We start from the raw sequence: 19540 nt of genomic DNA, 5'->3' as shown, positions 1-19540 counted from the left end.
TAAATACTGATCAATGGCTTACTCGTTTTTACTGTATGAAGTGGCGGATCGTATCGCCACCATTACGCTGAATCGTCCGGAGAAAAGGAATGCATTGAATGGAGCGCTGGTAGCGGAATTGCGTCAGGCATTTCAGGCAGCAGAACAGGATGATGCAGTGAAAGTAATTGTATTGAAAGGAAAAGGGGAGGCATTTTGTGCGGGGGCAGACCTGGACTATTTACAGCAGTTGCAGGTGAATACTTATGAGGAAAATTTGGCGGATTCCCAGGAACTGATGTCATTATTTAGGGAGATTTACGAACTTAATAAAGTAGTGATTGCCCAGGTAGAAGGCCATGCAATTGCGGGTGGATGCGGACTGGTAACGGTTTGCGACCTCAGTTATGTGGTACCGGAAGCGCAACTGGGATATACAGAGGTGAAAATTGGGTTTATTCCGGCGCTGGTAGCGGTTTTCCTTGTTAGGAAGATTGGCGAAGGCAGGGCCAGGGAATTATTGCTCACTGGTAGACTGGTAACCGCAGAAAAGGCCGCAGTATCCGGACTAATCACCGCAGTGATACCCGCCGCCGAAATCCGCGAACATGTGGCGAAAGTGGCCACTGCACTGTGTAAGGAAGCATCGGGGAATTCCCTGAAGGTGACCAAAAAATTGATTGGCACAGTGTTGGACTTACCTTTACGGGAGAGTCTGGAAATGGCGGCCGAACAAAATGCTACTACCAGGGGGCATGAAGACTGCAGGAAAGGAATTGCTGCATTTCTGAATAAAGAAAAGCTCATTTGGTAGTTGGGAAGCCATAAAAGCCCCTCCTGTCAAAGAAAAATAGACCATACTATGTCACACCGGTTATTTTTAACATTATTATGCCTGTGGATAAATGTTGCCGCATTTGCGCAACGTACTGTCTCCGATGCGAAGATTACCTTCAAAATGGAATTACCACCGGAAATGGCGCAGACAGATGCCGTGATGCAGGACTGCAAGCTTATTCAGTATATGCGCGGGCATATGAGTCGTGTTGATATTAACTTCAACATTATCAATTACACTTACCTGATTAATTCCCGGGAAGAAATCACGACCACGTTGATAGATCAACATGGGACCAAGTATTTGATCCGGGGGAGTAGGGAGCAGTTTGAGAAGGATCTAAAGCAATATGAAGGCACTAAATTCGTGGATCAAGGGGAGGTGAAAGAGATAGCAGGGTACAAGTGTAAAAAGGCGATTGCCAAGCTTCCAGACAGCAGTAGTTTTGTGGTGTATTACACCCCTGATTTGATCCCTGAGAACAAACGTTACAATCAACGTTTTGTGAACCTGAATGGGATCGCGTTGGAATTTGAGATTCCTACTAAAACGGGTGGAAAGATCAATGTGACGGCTACGAAGGTGGAGTTGATCCCGATTCCCGCTTCTTATTTTGATGTGCCTAAATCAGGGTATAAGGAAGTGAGTCAGCAGGAGTTAAGGAATATGTAAAATATTGTTAGGAAGGATATTTAAAAGAAAAGGCTGGTCATTGACCAGCCTTTATTATTTGTACTGAAGAAACGTTAATTAGCCTTTTTTAAGTGGCAGGATAATCTGCAATTTCTGGAAATTAAGATTACCTGGCATTTGCTGTTGTACCTGTACACTGTAAGGAACAACATAGGTAACATTCCCTTTGGTGTAGGTCATTACCTGCTGGAAGTTAACAGCACTATTATTAGTGTTGGTATTGGTAAACTTAAAACTGGAGCTGAACGCACCGGAATAGCGGTATCCAGCATCCAAACCCAGGTTTGTTTTGGGCATGGTTGTATTCAGAACAAAGTGCGTGTTCTCCGTCTTTTTCACCTTGTCTTTATTATCGGTTGACAAATTTGTATTTGCCGTCGCAGCCGTAGCGAACAGCGCCATAACGCTTGCCAACATGCAAGACAATGAAAAGACCTTCAATATGTTAGTTTCCTTTTTCATTGTACATCAAAGATACAACAAATTTGCTTAATTATATAACAAATTTTTAACGCTAGATAATGTTAAAACTTAATGAAATGTTAAAAAATTTATAAAAAGTTAAATACCACTGCTTTTTGGTGGAAACGGAAATTGATTATATTTACATTAATGAGTAAAGACTTTTCATTTTTAAACGAGGATTTTGATGATCTGAGAGATTTATTGCAGCAGTTTGAAAACCTCAGAGCTGGTAAGTCTCATTCGTTCTTGGACGAAGATTCATTTGAACAGATCATAGACTATTACGACGAGCATGATGAGATGCCTATTGCACTTCAGGCCGCTGAAATAGCCATAGAACAGTTTCCTTTTTCTGCCACTTTATTGTTAAAAAAGGCCAACTTACTGATAGAAACCAAGAAGTACCACGAAGCGCTCAATTTACTGGAAAAAGCCGCTCTCCTTGACAGTAACGATATCAATCTCTACATATTACAGACGGATGTATACCTGGCACTGGGGCAACACCAGAAGGCTGCTAACGTACTGGAAGAGCAGATTGATCAGTTTGAGGGAGACGACCGTTCCGAGCTGCTGTTGGAACTGGCGGATGTGTATGACGATTGGGAGGAGTTTGAAAAGGTATTTGATTGCCTGAAAATGGCCTTGGAGTATGATCCGAACAATGAAGAAGCATTGCATAAGATCTGTTTCTGGACGGAATTCACTGGCAGAAATGAGGAAAGCATCCGACTGCATAACCATATTATTGATGAGTTCCCTTATAATCACTTGGCCTGGTTCAACTTGGGTACGGCCTATCAGGGACTGAAATTGTATGAAAAAGCCATAGATGCTTATCAGTATGCGTTGGTAATCGATGAGAAATTCGATTATGCCTACCGTAATCTGGGAGACGCCTATATCCGCCTTCGTAAATATACAGAAGCGATTGAAGTACTCCAGAAACACCTGGAAATCGCTAAGCCAGAGGATGTTATATATGAGGCCATCGGGCATTGCTACGAGCGGCAGCGTAAATACACGCAGGCGCGTTATTATTATCGCAAAGCGTCACATCTTAGTCCAAACGACGACAAACTACATTACAAGATTGCAGTGGCCTACATGATGGAGGCTAATTGGAATAATGCTATCAAATCTCTGCAGAACGCACTGAAAATCAATAAAACAAGTGCGGAATACAATATGAGCATGGGGGAATGCTTGCTGGAATTGGGGAAATATAAGGATGCGCTTGTTTATTTTATGAACGCAGTGCGTACCCGTCCGAAGAGCGTTTCTACCTGGCAGGAGCTCATTAGAGGTCTGTATGTAGGAGGTTTCCTAGAGGAAGCCCTTTCCCAGCTTGAAATGGCAGAGGAAAAGGCAGGTAGAAAGCCTGTATTCCAGTATTACAGGGCTGCCCTCCTTATTACTATGGGGAAAACCAAAGAAGGCTTGCTACATTTGGAAACTGCCCTCCAGCAGAATCCTAAAGCTTTAAAAAAGTTGGTAGAGCTGGATCCGGCTATTTTACAGCATGTGAGTGTTGTTGATCTCATTGCGCAGTATCGCCGCAAACGTTAACCAATGTTATTTGCTTTTAAAATAAAGTATACTTCTTATTTTTGCGCCGGTTTTTAATTGTCATGGTTAAAAACCGACTACTATTTCCGGTTACTAAAATTGCCCACTAAGCTATCCCATAGTGCCTGGCTGAACTAGTTGAGTGTTTTAATGACCATAAGAAGATAAAAATATTGCAAATGAATTTTAATCTGACACAAATCCCGGAAAGGACTCAGAAGCCTCGCAAACATGGACTGACCATGGTCATGGATAAGGGGCTAAGTTTGGAAGAAGCGCGTAATTTTTTATCTGCAGCCTCGCCACACGTTGATATCGTAAAACTGGGTTTTGGTACTTCCTTCGTCACACCCAATCTCCGTCAGAAAATCGAATTGTACCAAGCCGCCAACATCCCTGTTTACTTTGGTGGAACTTTATTTGAAGCCTTCCTCATACGCAATCAGTTTGATGAATATGTAAGAACTGTACAGGACTACGGTATCAGTTACATGGAAGTTTCCGACGGTTCTATCATCATTCCGCATGCTGAAAAATGCGGTTACATCGAAAAACTCGCTAAACTCGGTCTGGTACTGAGTGAAGTAGGTTCTAAAGATGCTGAACACATTATTCCTCCATATAAGTGGATTGAACTGATGAGCGCTGAACTCAAAGCTGGTGCTACTTACGTCATTGCGGAAGCACGCGAAAGCGGAAACGTAGGTATTTACCGTGGCTCTGGGGAGGTGCGTGAAGGTCTGGTACAGGAAATCCTGACACAGATTCCTGCTGAAAAAATCATCTGGGAAGCTCCTCAGAAAGCACAGCAATTGTACTTCCTGGAGCTGGTAGGTTGCAACGCCAACCTGGGTAACCTCGCTCCACATGAGGTAATTTCCCTGGAAGCGATGCGTGTAGGCCTTCGTGGTGATACATTCAACCTCTTCCTGGATAAAGAATAGTATTAGGTAAGTGGACATCCTTTCGATGTCGGTTTCCGGAGTTCCGCGTTTCATGCGGATTAAGGATGCTGAATCAAAAAAAAGGAATTGACGTCTGCGACGTCAATTCCTTTTTTTATTTTTTCGTTGTTCCGGCCCAGCGGGCCGGAACAACAGACAGCAGCGTTTAGCCTTCATTTTTTGATACACACCCTTTATTAACTATCAACTAAATTACTGTATGAAAACATACGGTCTTATCGGATACCCACTCAGCCACTCCTTCTCAAAAGGGTACTTCGCAGAGAAATTCAACAAGGAACAGATTACAGGCTGTCAATATGAGAATTTCCCTATCCCGGAAATTGCCGCTTTCCCGGCATTGTTGCAACAGCAGCCGGATCTGGTGGGACTGAATGTAACTATTCCCTATAAAGAAGTAGTCATCCCCTTCCTGGATGAACTCAGCGATGCGGTAAAACATATTGGCGCAGTGAATTGCATCCGTTTTGAAGAGGGGCGGAAAATTGGCTACAATACAGATGTTATTGGGTTTACGAATTCTTTGAAACCTTTGCTGCAACCGCATCATACCCGTGCCTTGGTATTGGGTACCGGTGGCGCCGCAAAAGCAGTGATGTACGCGCTGCAACAACTGAATATCTCCTTTACTTTAGTGAGTAGGAAGGCTGGCCCCAATGCGGTGGCCTATGATGCGCTGACCCAGGAAGATATGGCTGCCAATACGCTTATTATCAATACAACGCCATTAGGTATGTATCCTAATGTGGATGATATGCCGCCAATCCCTTACCAGTACCTCGATAGCAGACATTTACTGTACGACCTGGTGTATAACCCGCCTGAAACCAAGTTTTTATTGGCTGGAAAGGAAAGAGGAGCTACCATTAAGAATGGGCATGAAATGCTGATTCTACAGGCAGAAGCGGCTTGGGAAATCTGGAATAAATAGAAGGCAAAACGCTTTTTTGTCGTTCCTGCCCAGCGGGCAGGAACGACAAAAAGAAATAAACAAAAGGGAAGTGACTTTGTCACTTCCCTTTTGTTTATCACAGCCTCTTTTTTATTGTGGCTTAATCATGTAATACACACAAGTGGTCAGGAAATCTCTGAAGTAAGGAATGGCGGCTATTGGGCCCCATTGCTTTTTGGCACTCACACCGAATTTATATTTATAAATAGGGTTGATCAGATAGAGACGTCGTTGGGTGATGTTGTAGCCCTGACGTTTTACGATTCTTTCAAATCTTTCTATGGAGATGCCGGTATCTTTTACTTCCATCAGATCTTTGATGGTCAGTTCATGTTCTTTGAATGCTTTCAGCATACCCTTGTACAGGGGCCTTGGTAGCAGATGGATATAAGGAGCCATACTCAAGAATTTGTTGGCACAGATCTGCTGATGCCCGCCATGCGGCATATACCAAGGTGGAAAGCCAAAGTATATTTGTCCGCCTGGACTTAGCAATTGCTTCATATGGCCCACAATCTTCTCCTGGTCAGGGATGTGTTCAATGGCATCTTTGAGGATGATTATATCGAAGGAGTTGCGGAACTCCCCTAAGAAATCAACATCATAAATGTTTTTGGCAATGAGTTTGAGTTGTCCGCTGGAGACATAATCTCCCAGGAAGCTGTTGGCTAGCTCAATTCTATAGGGTACAAGATCTACACCTACACACTGGCAGCCATTTTCCAGGAACGGAGTTAATACTCCCCCTTCTCCGCAACCTACTTCCATTACACGAAGTCCCTTCATTTGAGGGAATTCCTGTTGGATAAAAGGTATCACGTAGTCGCGGGAATTTTCTACCTGTTGCTGGTAACGTAATTTAGCGTCTGTATGATGTTGTAACGACATGGTTTGAAAATTCCGTGAAAATAGGTAAAAAAAGCAAAAGCTGAAAGCTGATTGCTTAAAGCTATCTTTGCAAAATGCAAACTGAAGAAAAAAATAACTTCCAGGAAGGGGCAGTGGTACTGATCAACAAGCCACTGACCTGGACTTCCTTCGATGTTGTACGTAAGATAAGAAATACCACCAAAGCGAAAGTAGGACACGCCGGCACATTAGATCCACTGGCAACAGGTCTGCTCATCTGCTGCACTGGTAAAATGACTAAAAAGATAAATGAGTACCAGGCTCAGGAAAAAGAATATACCGGCACTTTCACACTGGGATCTACTACGCCTACTTTTGACTTGGAATCTGAACCAGAAAATTTCAAAGATACCAGTCACCTCACGGAAGCCGACATCAAAGCGGCTACCAGCCAGTTTTTAGGAGAAATCATGCAATTGCCGCCAATTCATTCGGCTATCAAACAGAATGGAAAGCCTATCTATCACCTGGCCAGACAAGGAGTAGAAGTAAAGGTAGAGCCACGCAAAGTAACCATCACTGAATTTGAGATTACCAATATTGAAATGCCAGTGGTGCATTTCAGAGTGGTTTGTAGTACGGGTACCTATATCCGTTCCCTGGCAAACGATTTTGGGGCAGCCTTGGGTGTAGGTGGTTATATGAGTAGTCTTTGTCGTACGCGGATTGGCGAATTTAAACTGACAGATGCCGTTGAAATGAATGATTTCATTGCACAGCATAGTGTGAAGAAAGAACAATAATTACTACGTGTCTACATAAATAAAAGATGCTATATCAAAAAAGCGCAAATGATGTCGCAGACGTCATTTGCGCTTTTTTATTTTTTTTCGTCGCCCCTGCCGCGGGCAGGCAGTAGATTTTAGAACGGATAGCCGATGGCCACGTTCCAGATAATATTATTTCTTCTCCATACAGCACTGCCAAGATCCCACTGGCTTATATACCAGCCGTTTTTATTGCCGGTGAAATAAGGTACTTTCAGAGGAATACCCCAGTCGAGGCGTATGAGGAAGTAGCTGAAATCCAGTCGGACACCCACACCAGTACCTACTGCGAGGTCGTGATACAGTTGATTGAGACGAAACTCAGACCCAGGGCGGGTAGAGTCGGCCTTTACCATCCAGATATTACCCATATCCAGGAAGGTAGCCCCTTTCAGGTTTACACTTCCACCGAACATTCTTAACAGATCGAAACGATATTCCACGTTGCCTTCCAGCTTCATGTCGCCGGTTTGATCAGGGAATATTTTTGCAGTAGCGGAACTGTCTTTAAATGCGCCAGGGCCCAATGTACGGAGTCTCCAGGCGCGGATACTGTTAGGACCGCCTGCTGTAAACTGACGCACGTAAGGGAGTACCTGTGAATAGCTATACGGAATGCCGATTCCCGCATATGCACGTGTAGCCAAGCCACTGTGTTGGTTTATCTTCCAATAGTGTCTGTAGTCAGCCTCCAGCTTCACAAAATTGGAAATACTCACATTGGTCATCGTTTCCAGGTTACCTTTCTTGCTGGAAACAGCGCCCACAAGGCTATTGATCCCATTCAGCCAAAGGCCGGATTCCTCCAGGTTTATGCGGAAATAGCTATAATGGCGCTGATGCAGCACATCATTATTACTGTAGATATAAGAAATGTTTTCCCCACCAATGAGCGCCGGTTCGAAGCTGCGCTTCAGATAAGGGTTTGGGTCCACGATGGTGTCCTTGAAGGCCTGGTTCAGGATAACACCTACATAGTTCAATGTGAATGGCCTAACTATCCAGCGGCGGTAGTTACTGGAATTCCAGTCGTAGCCGTAAGAGAGATTGATATTGGTGATATCGAACTTCTGCACACGGGAGAGATAGTTGGCGCCCACTGTCAGCCTGGTTTTCACATTAGAACGCGGGTTCTGGTGAATATTGAAAGGCAGGGCAAACCGTGGCCAGGTGAATCCGAATTCACCACCGATTTCCTTGGATTGTAAAGCCCATTTATTATTCTGGTCCTTGATAAGTTCTATACCTGTGTTTAAGCTGAAACCGAATTGGGTAGCGCTTTTGCTTAGGTTGATATGGCGATAGTTCAAGCTCACGCCACTACCCAGCAGATAGTCCGAGCTATTGCTCACCTCAAAATTCACCCCTAACTCCTGTTTCTTACGGGGAGTCAGGAAGAGATAAGCATCGAGGGAGTTACTAGTATCCTTCGCTTCTTTGTATTGCAGCGTTACGAAGAGCCACAGGCCCAGGTCGTATAGTTTGTTAACGGTATTATTGTACTGTTGAATGGAATACACTTCGCCCGGACGCAGGAGGATGGATTTGGATAATATTTTCGGGCGCAGCATCTCCTGGTGTTGCCGGATGGTAATGTATTTGCGGGCATCCTCTTTAAAAGTAGGATCATTTGGATTGCCATTGATCGGATAATCAGGATAGGCGTATATCTTCCGAATAAAATATTTCTGCCATTCTGATGTAGCGCTGTCTTCCGGGTTCTTTACAATCACTTCCACATTCATGGTCGGTTTTTCTCGCCCTTTGTTTTCCTGGAAGATATTGACCACTCCTTCGAATGGGTTCAGTGGGTTTTTGAACAGTGCTTTGTTCAGGGTATCCACACTGAATTCGATCGCGTCTCTGCTGAATTTATAGTAGCCAGCATCTTTGATGATGCGGGTAAGGCGTTCCCTTTCGCTGCTGAAGTTGGACGATTTGAATGCTGTCCCTTTCTGGATAAGGGAAAGGTTTTCGTGTGCCTTTACCACATTCAGGATATTAGTGTCCGGGATATTATAGGTAATGCGGTCGATGACGAAGTTCTTGCCAGTATTGGCACTATACACCACGCTTGCTTTCCGGCCTTTAGTGGAGGCAGCGGCAGTAACGGTAGCGTAGAAATAGCCCTGGTTGTGCAGGTAGGAGGTCATGCGGTCGATGGCTTCCTTGGTTTTGGAGCTGTCGTATATGGAAGGTTCTTCCAGGTTACGTTTGGAGAGCATGAGGTTCCAGAACCAGTTGGATTTTTTCTCGTTATACTTCTGATTATACAGCCATACTTTGATACGGGTACCCAACAGTTTGGAGTTGGGTTGCTGTACCATTAAGGATTTGGAGGATAATGCACTGCGGATATCCTGTTTTTCGGCGGTCATCAGGTCTCCCTGAACACTTACTTTACTACTTACGTACAGTGTTTGGTTCTGTTGCAGGTATTTAGTATTGGAGCAGGCGCCCAGCGTCAGTATTACGAGCAGTAACAGCAAATAATTCAGCAGGACTGTCCTTAATTTTTTTGGCGGCTGCATCACGGGCGAAAACGTTATTAAATCTTTTAAAAGGAAATGCTGACATGTGGGCTACACGGCCTGTTCTTGGCTGATTAAAAGAAAACGTGTAGGTTTGGGCCCATGTTGTCAAAGGCGCAAATTAAATATATTCAATCATTACAGCACAAAAAAAACAGGCAAAAATCCAGCCAGTATATCGCCGAAGGAGATAAAATTGTCCAGGAGCTGATATTGGCGGGAATGCCCGTAAAAGCCGTATATGCTACTGCCGAATGGGTGGCGCAGCATGCGGCAGCATTGGGGAAACTCCCTGCGGATGCTGTGTATACTGTGGAAGAGCATGTGCTGAAACAATTATCTGCACTGACAACTCCAAACAGGGCCATGGCCTTGCTGGATATGCCAGCGGTTTCCTATACCGTGCCTGCATCTGGGCAACTGGTGCTGGCGCTGGAAGCCATCCAGGACCCAGGCAATATGGGCACCATTATTCGTATAGCCGACTGGTTTGGCATTTCCCAAATCATTTGTTCTCCGGATTGTGTGGATGTGTATAATCCCAAGACCATACAGGCCACCATGGGCAGTATTGCCAGGGTTCGTATAGTCGAGACCGATATTAAGGAAATGCTGGCGCAGACGTCATTACCTTCCTATGCAGCTACCCTTCATGGCAAGGATATAACAGAATACTCCCGGCTGACTGAGGGTATTTTGTTGATCGGCAACGAGGGCAGAGGCTTGTCGGATGAGGTGATTGCGGCATCTACGCATAAAATTACCATACCCAGAGTGGGCGGGGCGGAGTCGCTCAATGCCGCTGTAGCTACGGGTATTATCTGTGGTCGTTTACTCATATGAGATATCTCCTGATTATTTTTTCCCTGTTGTTCTTGTTGACCGCCTGCAAACCTACTGGTTCGCGGCAGGTGACTCCTGCATTTTATTTCTGGAAACAAAGCTGGACGGGAAATGCCACAGAACTGGCCTATCTCCAACAGTTGCCGGCCCGGAAACTATATGTGAAGATGTTTGATGTGGCCCCAGGAGAGAAAGCCGGAGAGGCCGTACCTGTTGCTCTTTTTCAGCAACAGCAGCCACTACCAGCCGATCAGGAAATTGTGCCTGTCGTATTCCTGATGAATGAAATCTGGAATACTCCAGATACCACCATGGCAGTGCAACTGGCGCAGAAAACAGAGAAACTACTCAGCCAGTTATGTAGTAGTCTCCCTAATAAACATATCACAGAAATCCAGATCGATTGTGACTGGACCAAAAATACCAGGGAAACCTACTTCCGATATCTGCAAGCCTTGCAACGATTACCCTTCTTTAAAGGGAAAGAAATATCCGCTACCATTCGTATGCACCAGATAAAATATACGGGTAGTAGCGGCATTCCGCCTGTGAATAAGGGATTGCTCATGTGTTATAATATGGGAGATCTTCGTAAACCAGGGGATCATAACTCTATACTGGATATCAGTACGTTGGAATCCTATATTGGTAACAACCGTATTTCAAATTATCCTTTACCTTTGGACATCGCTTTACCGCTTTTTCAGTGGACCGTATTGTTTGAAAACAACCAGTACAAAGGCATTCTGAGAAGTGTAGGCACACGGGAACTTGAAAATAAAAATTTGTTTATACCTCATGGCAGGCAGCTTTTTGTAGTACAGAAAGATACCCTAATCAATGGTTACATGCTGAAAAAAGGCAGTGAACTTCGCCGCGAAATTACCAACGTAAAACTGCTGGAAGACGCAGCGCAACTTATTTCCGCACAACGACAGTCATATAACCCAACGGTCATTTTCTATCATCTCGATGCTGCTACCCTGGACAATTATCCATTGCATGAATTACAAAAAGTGTATCGTCTTTTCAATTAGCTTTTTAGCTGTTTTTTTCGGGAACATCATCTATACCCTTTCCTGTGGCGGAGATACGGACCCATATGATTATTACATTTCCTATTTCAATCCATACCTGAAAGGGCAGGGTTACGAACCATTTTTTTATACTTCTCTTGAACGGTGGTATGATGATGAGGTGTCTCCTGAATGGCAATCCAATGTGGAAGAGTGGAAAAATTATACAGGAGAGAAAGGCATCTCCACGGATGATATTTTCAAATATATCTATCATTACAGCCGCGAACAAATGGCGCAAGTATCTGCGTGCAGTGCGGGTGGAAATGACTGTATGTTTCCAGATAGTGTGAAAAATAACGGTTTTGCGCAATTCCTGAAAGAAGGAAAAAACAAAGAGGCTGCGCGTTACCTGTTGTTTGCGAAAGACTGTGAGAAGTACGTGAATATTGAAGATCGTTGGGCAGACCCGGTAGATAACACCATCCCTATGCAGCAACTGCTGAAGCAAGGTACAGAGCTGGTGCCTGGTGTAAAGGATAAAGAAATTGCACAACGTTATAAATTCCAATTGCTGCGCTTAAAGCATTATACCAAAGCGTATGCAGAAACCATTCAGTCATTCGATCGTGATTTCTCAAAAGCGACACCTAATTCCCTGATTTATAATAAGGCCCTTGCGCTGAAAGGCGGCGCTTTACTGCGTTTGAAGGATTCTGTAAATGCGGCTTATGTGTTTTCAAAAGTATTTGAGAATGCTGCGAGTCAGCGTCGGATGGCGTTTACCAATATTATGTGGAGCAATACTGCCGCGAAAGATGTATTTCCACTTTGCCGGAATAATAAGGAGAAAGCCAATGTAGTGGCTATTTTCAGCTTTGCTACTCCTACGATAGATATCTCCGCATTGCGTACAGTGAATCAGCTAGATCCGCAGTCGCCCGCTATGAACGTACTGCTGGCAAGAGAAATTAATAAGCTGGAAGATGAATACATGACCCCAGCTATACAGAAAGAAATTGATAGTACTGGTATCGCCCTGGGATATTATAACTATTCTTATTACTACCATTCGCCTGGAGATACAGCCTATAAACCATATGTCAAGCAGCTCCAGCGTTTTACAGATAGTATTGCCGACAAAGGCAATGTAAAAGATCCAGATTACTGGAAGCTGAGCGCCGCTTATATCGCATATGTAAGGAGAGATATGGCCGGAGCGAAATCCAGGCTGAGCAAGTATTCTATTTCCGATCCTGCTGTAAAAGATGCTTGGGAACTGGTGAAAATATTGGTGACTGTAAATCAACAGCAAAAAATTGATCCTGCTTTCGAAGCGCAGTTGCTGCCTTCCCTCAAATGGTTGGATACCAGATTGGCAAAGCAAAATCCTGAAAGATGGTACAATGTGGATAAAGAAGTGTTTTTCAATAAAGCATATCGTAACCTGTTGACATCCGTGCTTGCGCCTGCCTATCGTAAACAGGGCGATTACGTGAAAGAAGCGTTGGTGCGTGGCCGTTGTGACTCTATTCACCTGGGTACTCCTCCTTATGGCGCTGAAGACATGCTGAGTGATCAAATGACCGCAGAGCAATTAATTGCCTTCAGCGATTTCATGAAAGGTGGTAATAAATCGGCCTATGAGAGTTATTTGGCCAGCTATCTCCCGAAAGGTCAGAACATGAACCTCTTGATTGGCCGAGCTTTCATGCGTGTGAACAACTTTACGGCTGCATTGCCATATCTGAAAAAAGTACCTGTGAAAGATCAGCCGGTTTCTTACCAGGTGTTTGTGGATCAGTTGCAAGATTTTGGAGATGATAAGGAGACACCAAGTAATCGTTCCAAAATTACCATCTCGCAGTTTTGTGAACAGATGGTGAATTTAATCGCGAAAACCAAGACCACTCCAGTAGATCCGAAGGTTTATCATAAGCTGGCCACCGGCCTTTTCAATCTTTCCTACTATGGTAAAACCTATTACTTCCTGAAGGATTACAGACATAGTACAGAGTGGTATACGACTGCACGTGAAAAAGATCCTTTTGAAAGACAGTACTATGGTGTGTATGATGCAGAGATCTTCTATGCAAAGGCTGCCCAAGCTGCAACAGACAAGGAGTTTAAGGCAAGATGCCTTTTCCTCGCCGCCCGTTGTTCACAGAAGCACGTGCCAGAAAATGAAGACTCCAAGAAGTATTATAATGCGTTGATGCGTAACCGTTATTTCCCAGTACTAACCGCTAATTATGTGCAAACGCAGCAGTACCAGGAAGTATTTGATCAGTGTAGCTATTTGCAAGACTACGTTCGCAGTACGAAGAAGAAATAATTATTTGAACTGTATTGCTTTTACCGGTGTGATTTTTCTGATAATCAACGAAGGTAGAAGCAATACAGTGACACAAATCAATAGGGTGCCTACGTTGATGAGTACCACCTCTTTCCAGCGTAAGGAAATGGCTGCAACAGACATGTAATAGGAATCTTCAGGCAGTTTGAAGAACCCGTAAGTTTGTTGCAGCCAGGCCAAGCCCAGACCTACAACATCCCCAATCAGGATTCCCATAATAACGATATACGCCGCCTGGTAAATGAATATCCGTTGGATTTTCCAGTTGCGCATCCCCAAAGATTTAAGTATTCCCACCATATTGGTACGTTCCAAAATCAGGATGAGAATAGCCGTAATCATATTGATGATGGCCACAATCGTCATGATGACGATGATAATAATTTCGTTTTTATTCTGCAGTTGTAGCCAGTCGAAGATATTCGGATAGATTTCTTGTATGGTACGGGTGAAGAGTTCGTCTGTAAGCACATGCTCATCGATATAACGGGCCACAGGTTGCATTTGATGGTAATCTTTCAAGGTTACTTCATAACCGCCGATTTCCGTGCGTGTCCAGTCGTTTAGTTTGCGAATAAGATCGATATCCCCGATCACATAGGTTTTATCGTATTCTTCGATGGCAGTTTTGTATATACCCGTTACCGTTAGTTTGCGGGCGCGAGGCGGCTGGCTGCCTCCCTGGATGAAATAAACAATAATCTTATCGTTTACACCTACCTGTAATTCCTTCGCCATACTGGCGGAGATGAGCACTCCCTGGGAGTAGCTGCTGTCGTTGAATTGTAGCAGGTTGCCGGCTACTAGGAATTGTTGGAGTTTTGGCCAGTCGTAGTTTTTGTCTACTCCTTTGAACATCACCCCATCTATTTCCTTATCTGATTTGATGATAGCGGATTTAGTAGCATAGGGGGCGATGAAATTCACCTGGGGTACCTGGCCTATCTTTTGCATCAATGCGGGGCTCAGTTCGAAGGATTTCTCCTGTGTGAGCGGGCCCGCATTAGGTTGGTATTGGTTAATATGGATATGTCCCCAGAAACTGAAGATCTTATCCTGGATTACTTGCTGGAAGCCATTGACCAGTCCTGTCGCCAGGATCATCACCGCAACACTGATGGCCGTAGCGCACAACGCGATGTTGATGATGAATTTGGAGAAGGAAGAGCTTTTATTAAAAGCGATCCGGGTAGCGATAAAGCGAGATAAATCCATTAACTGTTTGAATATTTATAAAAATAAAGGTAACCACGCTGGCGACAAAATCAAAAATTCCGGGCTGCCTAAATGTTAAAATAGTCGTAACTTGACTAAATCAATTACTGAATATGCGTAAAGCACTTATATTATTGGCTGTCCTGTATGCGACGTTTGTACCAGCCATATTGAAAGCCCAGGCCAATACAATTACTCCGGATCACGTATATATGAACAATATTAAGTCTGTCAAGTTGAACCAGGCGGGAGATCCATTGAGTCTGCCGATGGTGATACTTGGATCAAGTGAGCGACTAGACTTATCATTTGATGATCTGGACAATGACGTAAAAGATTACTACTATACATTTGTGCTCTGTAATGCAGACTGGTCGCCGGCTCAGGTGAATCAGTTGGAATATTTGAGGGGATTTTCAGAGACGAGAATTCAGAATTATCGTTTATCCAGTATTGCTTTTCAGAAGTACACGCATTATAGTGTTTCTCTCCCTGGCAATAATAGTTTTCCTACCCGTGCAGGGAATTATATACTAAAAGTATACCTCGAAAGTGATACCAGTCAACTGGCGTTTACGCGTAGATTGCTGGTGGTGGATAACCGTGCAGGCATTACCGGATTTATTCAGCAGCCTGTTAGTCCGAAATTATTCCGTACCAGTCAGAAAGTGAACTTTGAAGTGAATATGGGCGCACTGAATATCCCGAACCCATTTGACCAGGTGAAAGTAGTAGTGCTCCAGAATGGTCGTTGGGACAATGCTGTTTCAGGACTTAGACCACAGTTTATCAATGGGAATGTGATCAAGTACAATACAGAAATGGATTGTGTTTTTCCTGGTACTAAAGAGTGGCGGTGGATAGATCTACGTAGTTTCCGGTTGCAGACGGAGCGTGTGAAACATACAGAGTATCACCCTAGCAGTACAGATGTATATGCACAGCCGGATGTAGAGCGTGCCGATAAGATATATCAATTTATAAAAGACATTAACGGGAAATATTACCTCGCTACATTGGATGATTATGATCCCAGTTTTGAAGGGGATTATGCCACTGTGCATTTCCAGTTTTTATCGCCGGAGCCTTATGCACAGTATAATATGTACATTTTCGGGGAGATGACCAACTACGAATGTAATGATGCCAATAAGATGACTTACAATCCCGCTACCAGGGCTTATGAGTGTTCTTTATTCTTGAAACAGGGCTATTACAATTATTTCTATGGGTTGGTAGATCAACATGATCCATCCGCTAAATTCGATACCTCCTTAACAGAAGGAGACAGTTGGGAAACCGAGAATAATTACACCATACTGCTGTATTATAGAGCGCTGGGCGCGAGATACGACGAGCTCGTGTCTACCTTAACTATCAATTCCATGCTGAATAGAAAATAAAAAAAGAGGCTCCTTTACAAGAGCCTCTTTTAGTTTTATTATTGTTCAATAGATTGCCGGAGCTTAACGATATTGGCAGCGCCACGTTTAATGATGATGCGCGTACCTCTTTCAAAAGTAAAGTAGCGGTAGAACCAGTTGATGAATACCACCAGTTTGTTACGGAAGCCCAGAAGGCTCATTAGGTGTACCACCATCCAAACCACCCAAGCGAAGAAGCCACTCATTTTCATGCCTCCTATTTCCACCACAGCGCGGTTTCTACCGATGGTAGCCATGCTGCCCAGGTCTTTATAATGGAAAGCAAGGATCGGTTTATTTTGCATGCCCAATTTGATATTTTTAGCCAGGTTCACCCCTTGCTGAATGGCCACTTGTGCCACCATTGGATAGCCTCTAGAGAAGCGCGGATCATTCGTCATCTGGGCAATATCGCCGATAGCATATACATTTTGGAAGCCTTTCACCTGGTTGAATTCATTCACCAGGATACGACCATTTGGCAGGAGAATGTCGGCAGGAATGCCCTTTACTGGAATGCCTTTTACACCCGCAGACCACAGCAAAGAGTGAGATTTGATCTGTTCACCATTGCTCAGTGTTACCACTTTTCCATCGTAGTTGTCTACGTGGGTAGATACCATTACGCGAACGCCCAGTTCCTCTAGGCTTTTCATGGTTTTCTGAGATGTTTTTTCACTGAAAGAAGCGAGGAGTTTTGGTCCAGATTCAATCAGGTAAACATTCATGAGATTTTGCGGAATGGACGGATAATCTTTAGGCAGAATATATTTGCGGAGTTCAGCAAAGGCGCCGGCCAATTCCACGCCGGTAGGGCCTCCGCCTACCATTACAAAGTTCAGTTTAGGTTTTATCTCTTCTGGATCGGAGAGGAGCAGGCTTTCCTCGAATTGTTTCACTACATAATTTCGGATCTGCACCGCTTCGATGAGGGATTTCATGCCGATAGCATTTGACTCAACGGTTTTATTACCGAAGAAGTTAGTATTGCTGCCGGTGGCAAATACTAAGTAATCATAGCGAAGTTCACCAATACCGGTTTCCAGGATGTTTTCTTCCGGGCGTACGCCTGTTACTTCCGCCATGCGGAATACCAGGTTTTTTTGTTTGCGGAATATGCCGCGGAGAGGGAATGCGATACTATCCGGTTCCAGGCCTGCAGTAGATACCTGGTACAGCAAAGGCTGAAACAAGTGATAGTTGTTCCTGTCCAGTAGTACCACCTGCACAGGTAAATTTTTCAAATGTTTGGCCAGGTTAATACCTCCAAAACCACCACCTACAATGACCACTCTAGGGTTGTTCGTTTCCGGAATGTTGAGCTGACTCATAAAGTTTATTTTAAGAAGAGATATCGTTTCGCGGTTCTACAGCATTATGCACAATTCCTGTGCGGTGTTAATAATTATCAAAGTTACTAAACTTTCAGAAAAAAATGAAAGTATTTTTGTGTATTTTCTACACAAAGCTCAATGATTTTATTGTAACAGCGAAAAAATTATTCTAGTGGTTCGGTCCAGGCTTGTGCGGCGTGGATAGCGCGTTTCCAGTGGTAGTATAGTTTTTTGCGGGTATTTTCTTCCATACCGGGTTTAAAAGTAGCATTGATTTGCCATTGTGCTGCGATGGATTCGATGCTATCCCAGAAGCCAACAGCGAGGCCTGCGAGGTATGCAGCACCGAGGGCGGTCGTTTCGGTGATATTGGGGCGTACCACAGTGGCATTGAGGATATCGGCTTGGAATCGCATGAGTAGGTCATTGCTGGTAGCGCCGCCGTCTACGCGTAGTTCGGAGATGGTAATGCCGGCATCAGCCTCCATGGCTTTGAGTACATCCATCGTTTGGTAGGCAATGCTTTCCAGGGCGGCTCTGGCGATATGTGCAGCAGTGGAGCCGCGCGTGAGGCCTACCATGGTACCACGCGCAAACTGGTTCCAGTATGGCGCTCCCAATCCGGCAAAGGCGGGTACTAAATAAACGCCATCGCTATTTTCAACGGTGGCAGCTAGTTTTTCCACATCTTCGGAGTGACGGATAATGCCGAGTCCATCGCGGAGCCATTGTACCACTGCACCGCCAATGAAAATACTGCCTTCCAGGGCGTAACATGTGCGGCCATTGATTTTCCAGGCAATAGTAGTAAGGAGATTATTATTGGAAGACATGGGCTTGTCGCCGGTGTTGAGTACCATAAAACAACCGGTTCCGTAGGTATTTTTGATCATGCCCGGTTCGGTGCAGAGTTGTCCGAAGAGGGCTGCTTGCTGGTCTCCTGCAATGCCGGCTACAGGGATTGCATAAGGCGTAATAGTAGCTTGGGTTTTGCCGTAAACTTCGCTGGATTGGCGGACATCCGGCATCATGGATATGGGGATATCAAACAGTTGGAGCAGGTCTTTATCCCATTGCAGTTCGTGGATATTGAAAAGTAGTGTTCTGGAAGCGTTACTTACATCGGTGATATGGAGTTCTCCGCGGGTATAATTCCACACGATCCAGCTATCCACTGTACCGAAGGCCAGTTCGCCGTTTTCCGCTTTGGCTCTGGCGCCAGGAATATTATCCAGGATCCATTTTACTTTAGTGCCGGAGAAGTAGGCATCGAGGATCAGGCCTGTTTTATCTCTGATCATTTGTTCTTTTCCTTCTTGCTTCAATTGGTTGCAGTATTCGGCTGTTCTTCTGTCTTGCCAAACAATGGCATTATGTATTGGTTTCCCTGTTTTTCTATCCCAAACGATGGTAGTTTCTCGTTGGTTGGTGATACCGATAGCAGCGATATCTGCGCCGGTGGCGTTTGCGCGGAGGATAGCTTCTCCTGCAACACCGGCTTGGGTGGTCCAAATTTCCATGGGATCATGTTCTACCCATCCGGCTTGTGGGAATAATTGTTTGAATTCCTTTTGTGCGACGGCTACGATAGCGCCTTGTTTATCGAAGATAATAGCGCGGGAAGACGTGGTTCCCTGGTCCAGTGCGAGGATATATTTTGCCATACGGGTGGATTTGCTGCGTA

16 protein-coding genes are annotated in these 19540 nt (G+C 44.5%); 10 read left to right on the top strand and 6 right to left on the bottom strand.

Going from position 1 to position 19540, the window contains the following annotated elements; translation table 11 throughout:
- The first annotated feature begins 13 nt into the window (after positions 1 to 13).
- Positions 14 to 793: an enoyl-CoA hydratase-related protein gene (locus tag JO154_RS14810; protein WP_291946809.1), complete on the top strand. Its 780-nt coding sequence runs from the start codon at positions 14 to 16 to the stop codon at positions 791 to 793.
- 48 nt (positions 794 to 841) lie between these two features.
- Positions 842 to 1489, top strand: coding sequence for a hypothetical protein (locus JO154_RS14805; RefSeq protein ID WP_291946807.1), 648 nt, complete (start codon positions 842 to 844; stop codon positions 1487 to 1489).
- A gap of 78 nt (positions 1490 to 1567) precedes the next feature.
- Here the strand turns inward: JO154_RS14805 and JO154_RS14800 are convergent, their stop codons facing one another.
- The gene (locus JO154_RS14800; protein WP_291946805.1) at positions 1568 to 1972 is read right to left on the bottom strand and encodes a hypothetical protein; all 405 of its coding nucleotides are present in this window, start codon (positions 1970 to 1972) and stop codon (positions 1568 to 1570) included.
- A gap of 150 nt (positions 1973 to 2122) precedes the next feature.
- Between JO154_RS14800 and JO154_RS14795 the strand changes: the two genes are divergently transcribed.
- The 3 genes from JO154_RS14795 (at position 2123) to JO154_RS14785 (ending at position 5440) form a co-directional block, all read left to right on the top strand.
- Positions 2123 to 3544, top strand: a complete 1422-nt coding sequence (locus tag JO154_RS14795) for a tetratricopeptide repeat protein (protein WP_291946803.1) — start codon at positions 2123 to 2125, stop codon at positions 3542 to 3544.
- Between the two features lie 179 nt (positions 3545 to 3723).
- The gene (locus tag JO154_RS14790) at positions 3724 to 4488 is read left to right on the top strand and encodes a phosphosulfolactate synthase (protein WP_291946800.1); all 765 of its coding nucleotides are present in this window, start codon (positions 3724 to 3726) and stop codon (positions 4486 to 4488) included.
- A 220-nt stretch (positions 4489 to 4708) separates the two neighbouring features.
- Positions 4709 to 5440 (top strand): shikimate dehydrogenase, encoded by a 732-nt coding sequence (locus JO154_RS14785; RefSeq protein WP_291946798.1) that lies wholly within the window; start codon positions 4709 to 4711, stop codon positions 5438 to 5440.
- Positions 5441 to 5551: 111 nt separating this feature from the next.
- Here JO154_RS14785 and JO154_RS14780 read toward each other — a convergent pair whose 3' ends face one another.
- On the bottom strand, positions 5552 to 6349 hold the full coding sequence (locus JO154_RS14780; RefSeq protein WP_291946796.1) for a bifunctional 2-polyprenyl-6-hydroxyphenol methylase/3-demethylubiquinol 3-O-methyltransferase UbiG: 798 nt from the start codon (positions 6347 to 6349) through the stop codon (positions 5552 to 5554).
- A 74-nt stretch (positions 6350 to 6423) separates the two neighbouring features.
- Between JO154_RS14780 and truB the strand changes: the two genes are divergently transcribed.
- Positions 6424 to 7113 carry a tRNA pseudouridine(55) synthase TruB gene (gene truB / locus JO154_RS14775; RefSeq protein ID WP_291946794.1) on the top strand — a complete coding sequence of 230 codons (690 nt, stop codon included), beginning with the start codon at positions 6424 to 6426 and terminating at the stop codon, positions 7111 to 7113.
- A 119-nt stretch (positions 7114 to 7232) separates the two neighbouring features.
- Here the strand turns inward: truB and JO154_RS14770 are convergent, their stop codons facing one another.
- Positions 7233 to 9668 (bottom strand): BamA/TamA family outer membrane protein, encoded by a 2436-nt coding sequence (locus JO154_RS14770; RefSeq protein WP_291947320.1) that lies wholly within the window; start codon positions 9666 to 9668, stop codon positions 7233 to 7235.
- A 102-nt stretch (positions 9669 to 9770) separates the two neighbouring features.
- On the opposite strand from JO154_RS14770, the gene JO154_RS14765 reads away from it, so the two are divergent.
- From JO154_RS14765 to JO154_RS14755, 3 genes are read left to right on the top strand one after another with little or no spacing between them, the layout of a single operon-like run.
- Positions 9771 to 10511 carry an RNA methyltransferase gene (locus JO154_RS14765; protein ID WP_291946792.1) on the top strand — a complete coding sequence of 247 codons (741 nt, stop codon included), beginning with the start codon at positions 9771 to 9773 and terminating at the stop codon, positions 10509 to 10511.
- Positions 10508 to 11548 carry a hypothetical protein gene (locus JO154_RS14760; protein ID WP_291946790.1) on the top strand — a complete coding sequence of 347 codons (1041 nt, stop codon included), beginning with the start codon at positions 10508 to 10510 and terminating at the stop codon, positions 11546 to 11548. Before JO154_RS14765 ends, JO154_RS14760 begins: the two co-directional genes overlap by 4 nt.
- Positions 11514 to 13862 carry a hypothetical protein gene (locus tag JO154_RS14755; protein ID WP_291946789.1) on the top strand — a complete coding sequence of 783 codons (2349 nt, stop codon included), beginning with the start codon at positions 11514 to 11516 and terminating at the stop codon, positions 13860 to 13862. The genes JO154_RS14760 and JO154_RS14755 overlap by 35 nt, the downstream gene beginning before the upstream one ends.
- Here the strand turns inward: JO154_RS14755 and JO154_RS14750 are convergent, their stop codons facing one another.
- Complete coding sequence (locus tag JO154_RS14750; protein ID WP_291946787.1) at positions 13863 to 15098, bottom strand: ABC transporter permease; 1236 nt, start codon at positions 15096 to 15098, stop codon at positions 13863 to 13865. It abuts the gene before it with no gap.
- Between the two features lie 113 nt (positions 15099 to 15211).
- Here JO154_RS14750 and JO154_RS14745 point away from each other — a divergent pair, with 113 nt between their 5' ends.
- Positions 15212 to 16501 carry a DUF5103 domain-containing protein gene (locus tag JO154_RS14745; protein WP_291946785.1) on the top strand — a complete coding sequence of 430 codons (1290 nt, stop codon included), beginning with the start codon at positions 15212 to 15214 and terminating at the stop codon, positions 16499 to 16501.
- A 38-nt stretch (positions 16502 to 16539) separates the two neighbouring features.
- On the opposite strand, the gene JO154_RS14740 is transcribed toward JO154_RS14745, so the two are convergent.
- Both JO154_RS14740 and glpK read right to left on the bottom strand, forming a co-directional pair.
- Positions 16540 to 17853, bottom strand: a complete 1314-nt coding sequence (locus JO154_RS14740) for an NAD(P)/FAD-dependent oxidoreductase (protein ID WP_291946784.1) — start codon at positions 17851 to 17853, stop codon at positions 16540 to 16542.
- Between the two features lie 167 nt (positions 17854 to 18020).
- Positions 18021 to 19520 (bottom strand): glycerol kinase GlpK, encoded by a 1500-nt coding sequence (gene glpK, locus JO154_RS14735; protein WP_291946783.1) that lies wholly within the window; start codon positions 19518 to 19520, stop codon positions 18021 to 18023.
- Positions 19521 to 19540: the final 20 nt, after the last annotated feature.

This window comes from Chitinophaga sp. (assembly GCF_019236475.1).
In the GTDB taxonomy this organism is placed as follows: Bacteria; Bacteroidota; Bacteroidia; order Chitinophagales; family Chitinophagaceae; genus Chitinophaga.
This window is presented reverse-complemented; position numbering and strand designations above follow the sequence as displayed.

What these genes read in the sequence shown, in the direction of transcription:
- JO154_RS14790 (WP_291946800.1), top strand. Translation starts at nt 3,724, where the DNA reads ATGAATTTTAATCTGACACAAATCCCGGAAAGGACTCAGAAGCCTCGC.
- JO154_RS14810 (WP_291946809.1), top strand. Translation starts at nt 14, where the DNA reads ATGGCTTACTCGTTTTTACTGTATGAAGTGGCGGATCGTATCGCCACC.
- JO154_RS14800 (WP_291946805.1), bottom strand. Translation starts at nt 1,972, where the DNA reads ATGAAAAAGGAAACTAACATATTGAAGGTCTTTTCATTGTCTTGCATG.
- JO154_RS14765 (WP_291946792.1), top strand. Translation starts at nt 9,771, where the DNA reads ATGTTGTCAAAGGCGCAAATTAAATATATTCAATCATTACAGCACAAA.
- JO154_RS14760 (WP_291946790.1), top strand. Translation starts at nt 10,508, where the DNA reads ATGAGATATCTCCTGATTATTTTTTCCCTGTTGTTCTTGTTGACCGCC.
- JO154_RS14795 (WP_291946803.1), top strand. Translation starts at nt 2,123, where the DNA reads ATGAGTAAAGACTTTTCATTTTTAAACGAGGATTTTGATGATCTGAGA.
- JO154_RS14770 (WP_291947320.1), bottom strand. Translation starts at nt 9,668, where the DNA reads ATGCAGCCGCCAAAAAAATTAAGGACAGTCCTGCTGAATTATTTGCTG.
- JO154_RS14750 (WP_291946787.1), bottom strand. Translation starts at nt 15,098, where the DNA reads ATGGATTTATCTCGCTTTATCGCTACCCGGATCGCTTTTAATAAAAGC.
- truB (WP_291946794.1), top strand. Translation starts at nt 6,424, where the DNA reads ATGCAAACTGAAGAAAAAAATAACTTCCAGGAAGGGGCAGTGGTACTG.
- JO154_RS14780 (WP_291946796.1), bottom strand. Translation starts at nt 6,349, where the DNA reads ATGTCGTTACAACATCATACAGACGCTAAATTACGTTACCAGCAACAG.
- glpK (WP_291946783.1), bottom strand. Translation starts at nt 19,520, where the DNA reads ATGGCAAAATATATCCTCGCACTGGACCAGGGAACCACGTCTTCCCGC.
- JO154_RS14740 (WP_291946784.1), bottom strand. Translation starts at nt 17,853, where the DNA reads ATGAGTCAGCTCAACATTCCGGAAACGAACAACCCTAGAGTGGTCATT.
- JO154_RS14805 (WP_291946807.1), top strand. Translation starts at nt 842, where the DNA reads ATGTCACACCGGTTATTTTTAACATTATTATGCCTGTGGATAAATGTT.
- JO154_RS14785 (WP_291946798.1), top strand. Translation starts at nt 4,709, where the DNA reads ATGAAAACATACGGTCTTATCGGATACCCACTCAGCCACTCCTTCTCA.
- JO154_RS14745 (WP_291946785.1), top strand. Translation starts at nt 15,212, where the DNA reads ATGCGTAAAGCACTTATATTATTGGCTGTCCTGTATGCGACGTTTGTA.
- JO154_RS14755 (WP_291946789.1), top strand. Translation starts at nt 11,514, where the DNA reads ATGAATTACAAAAAGTGTATCGTCTTTTCAATTAGCTTTTTAGCTGTT.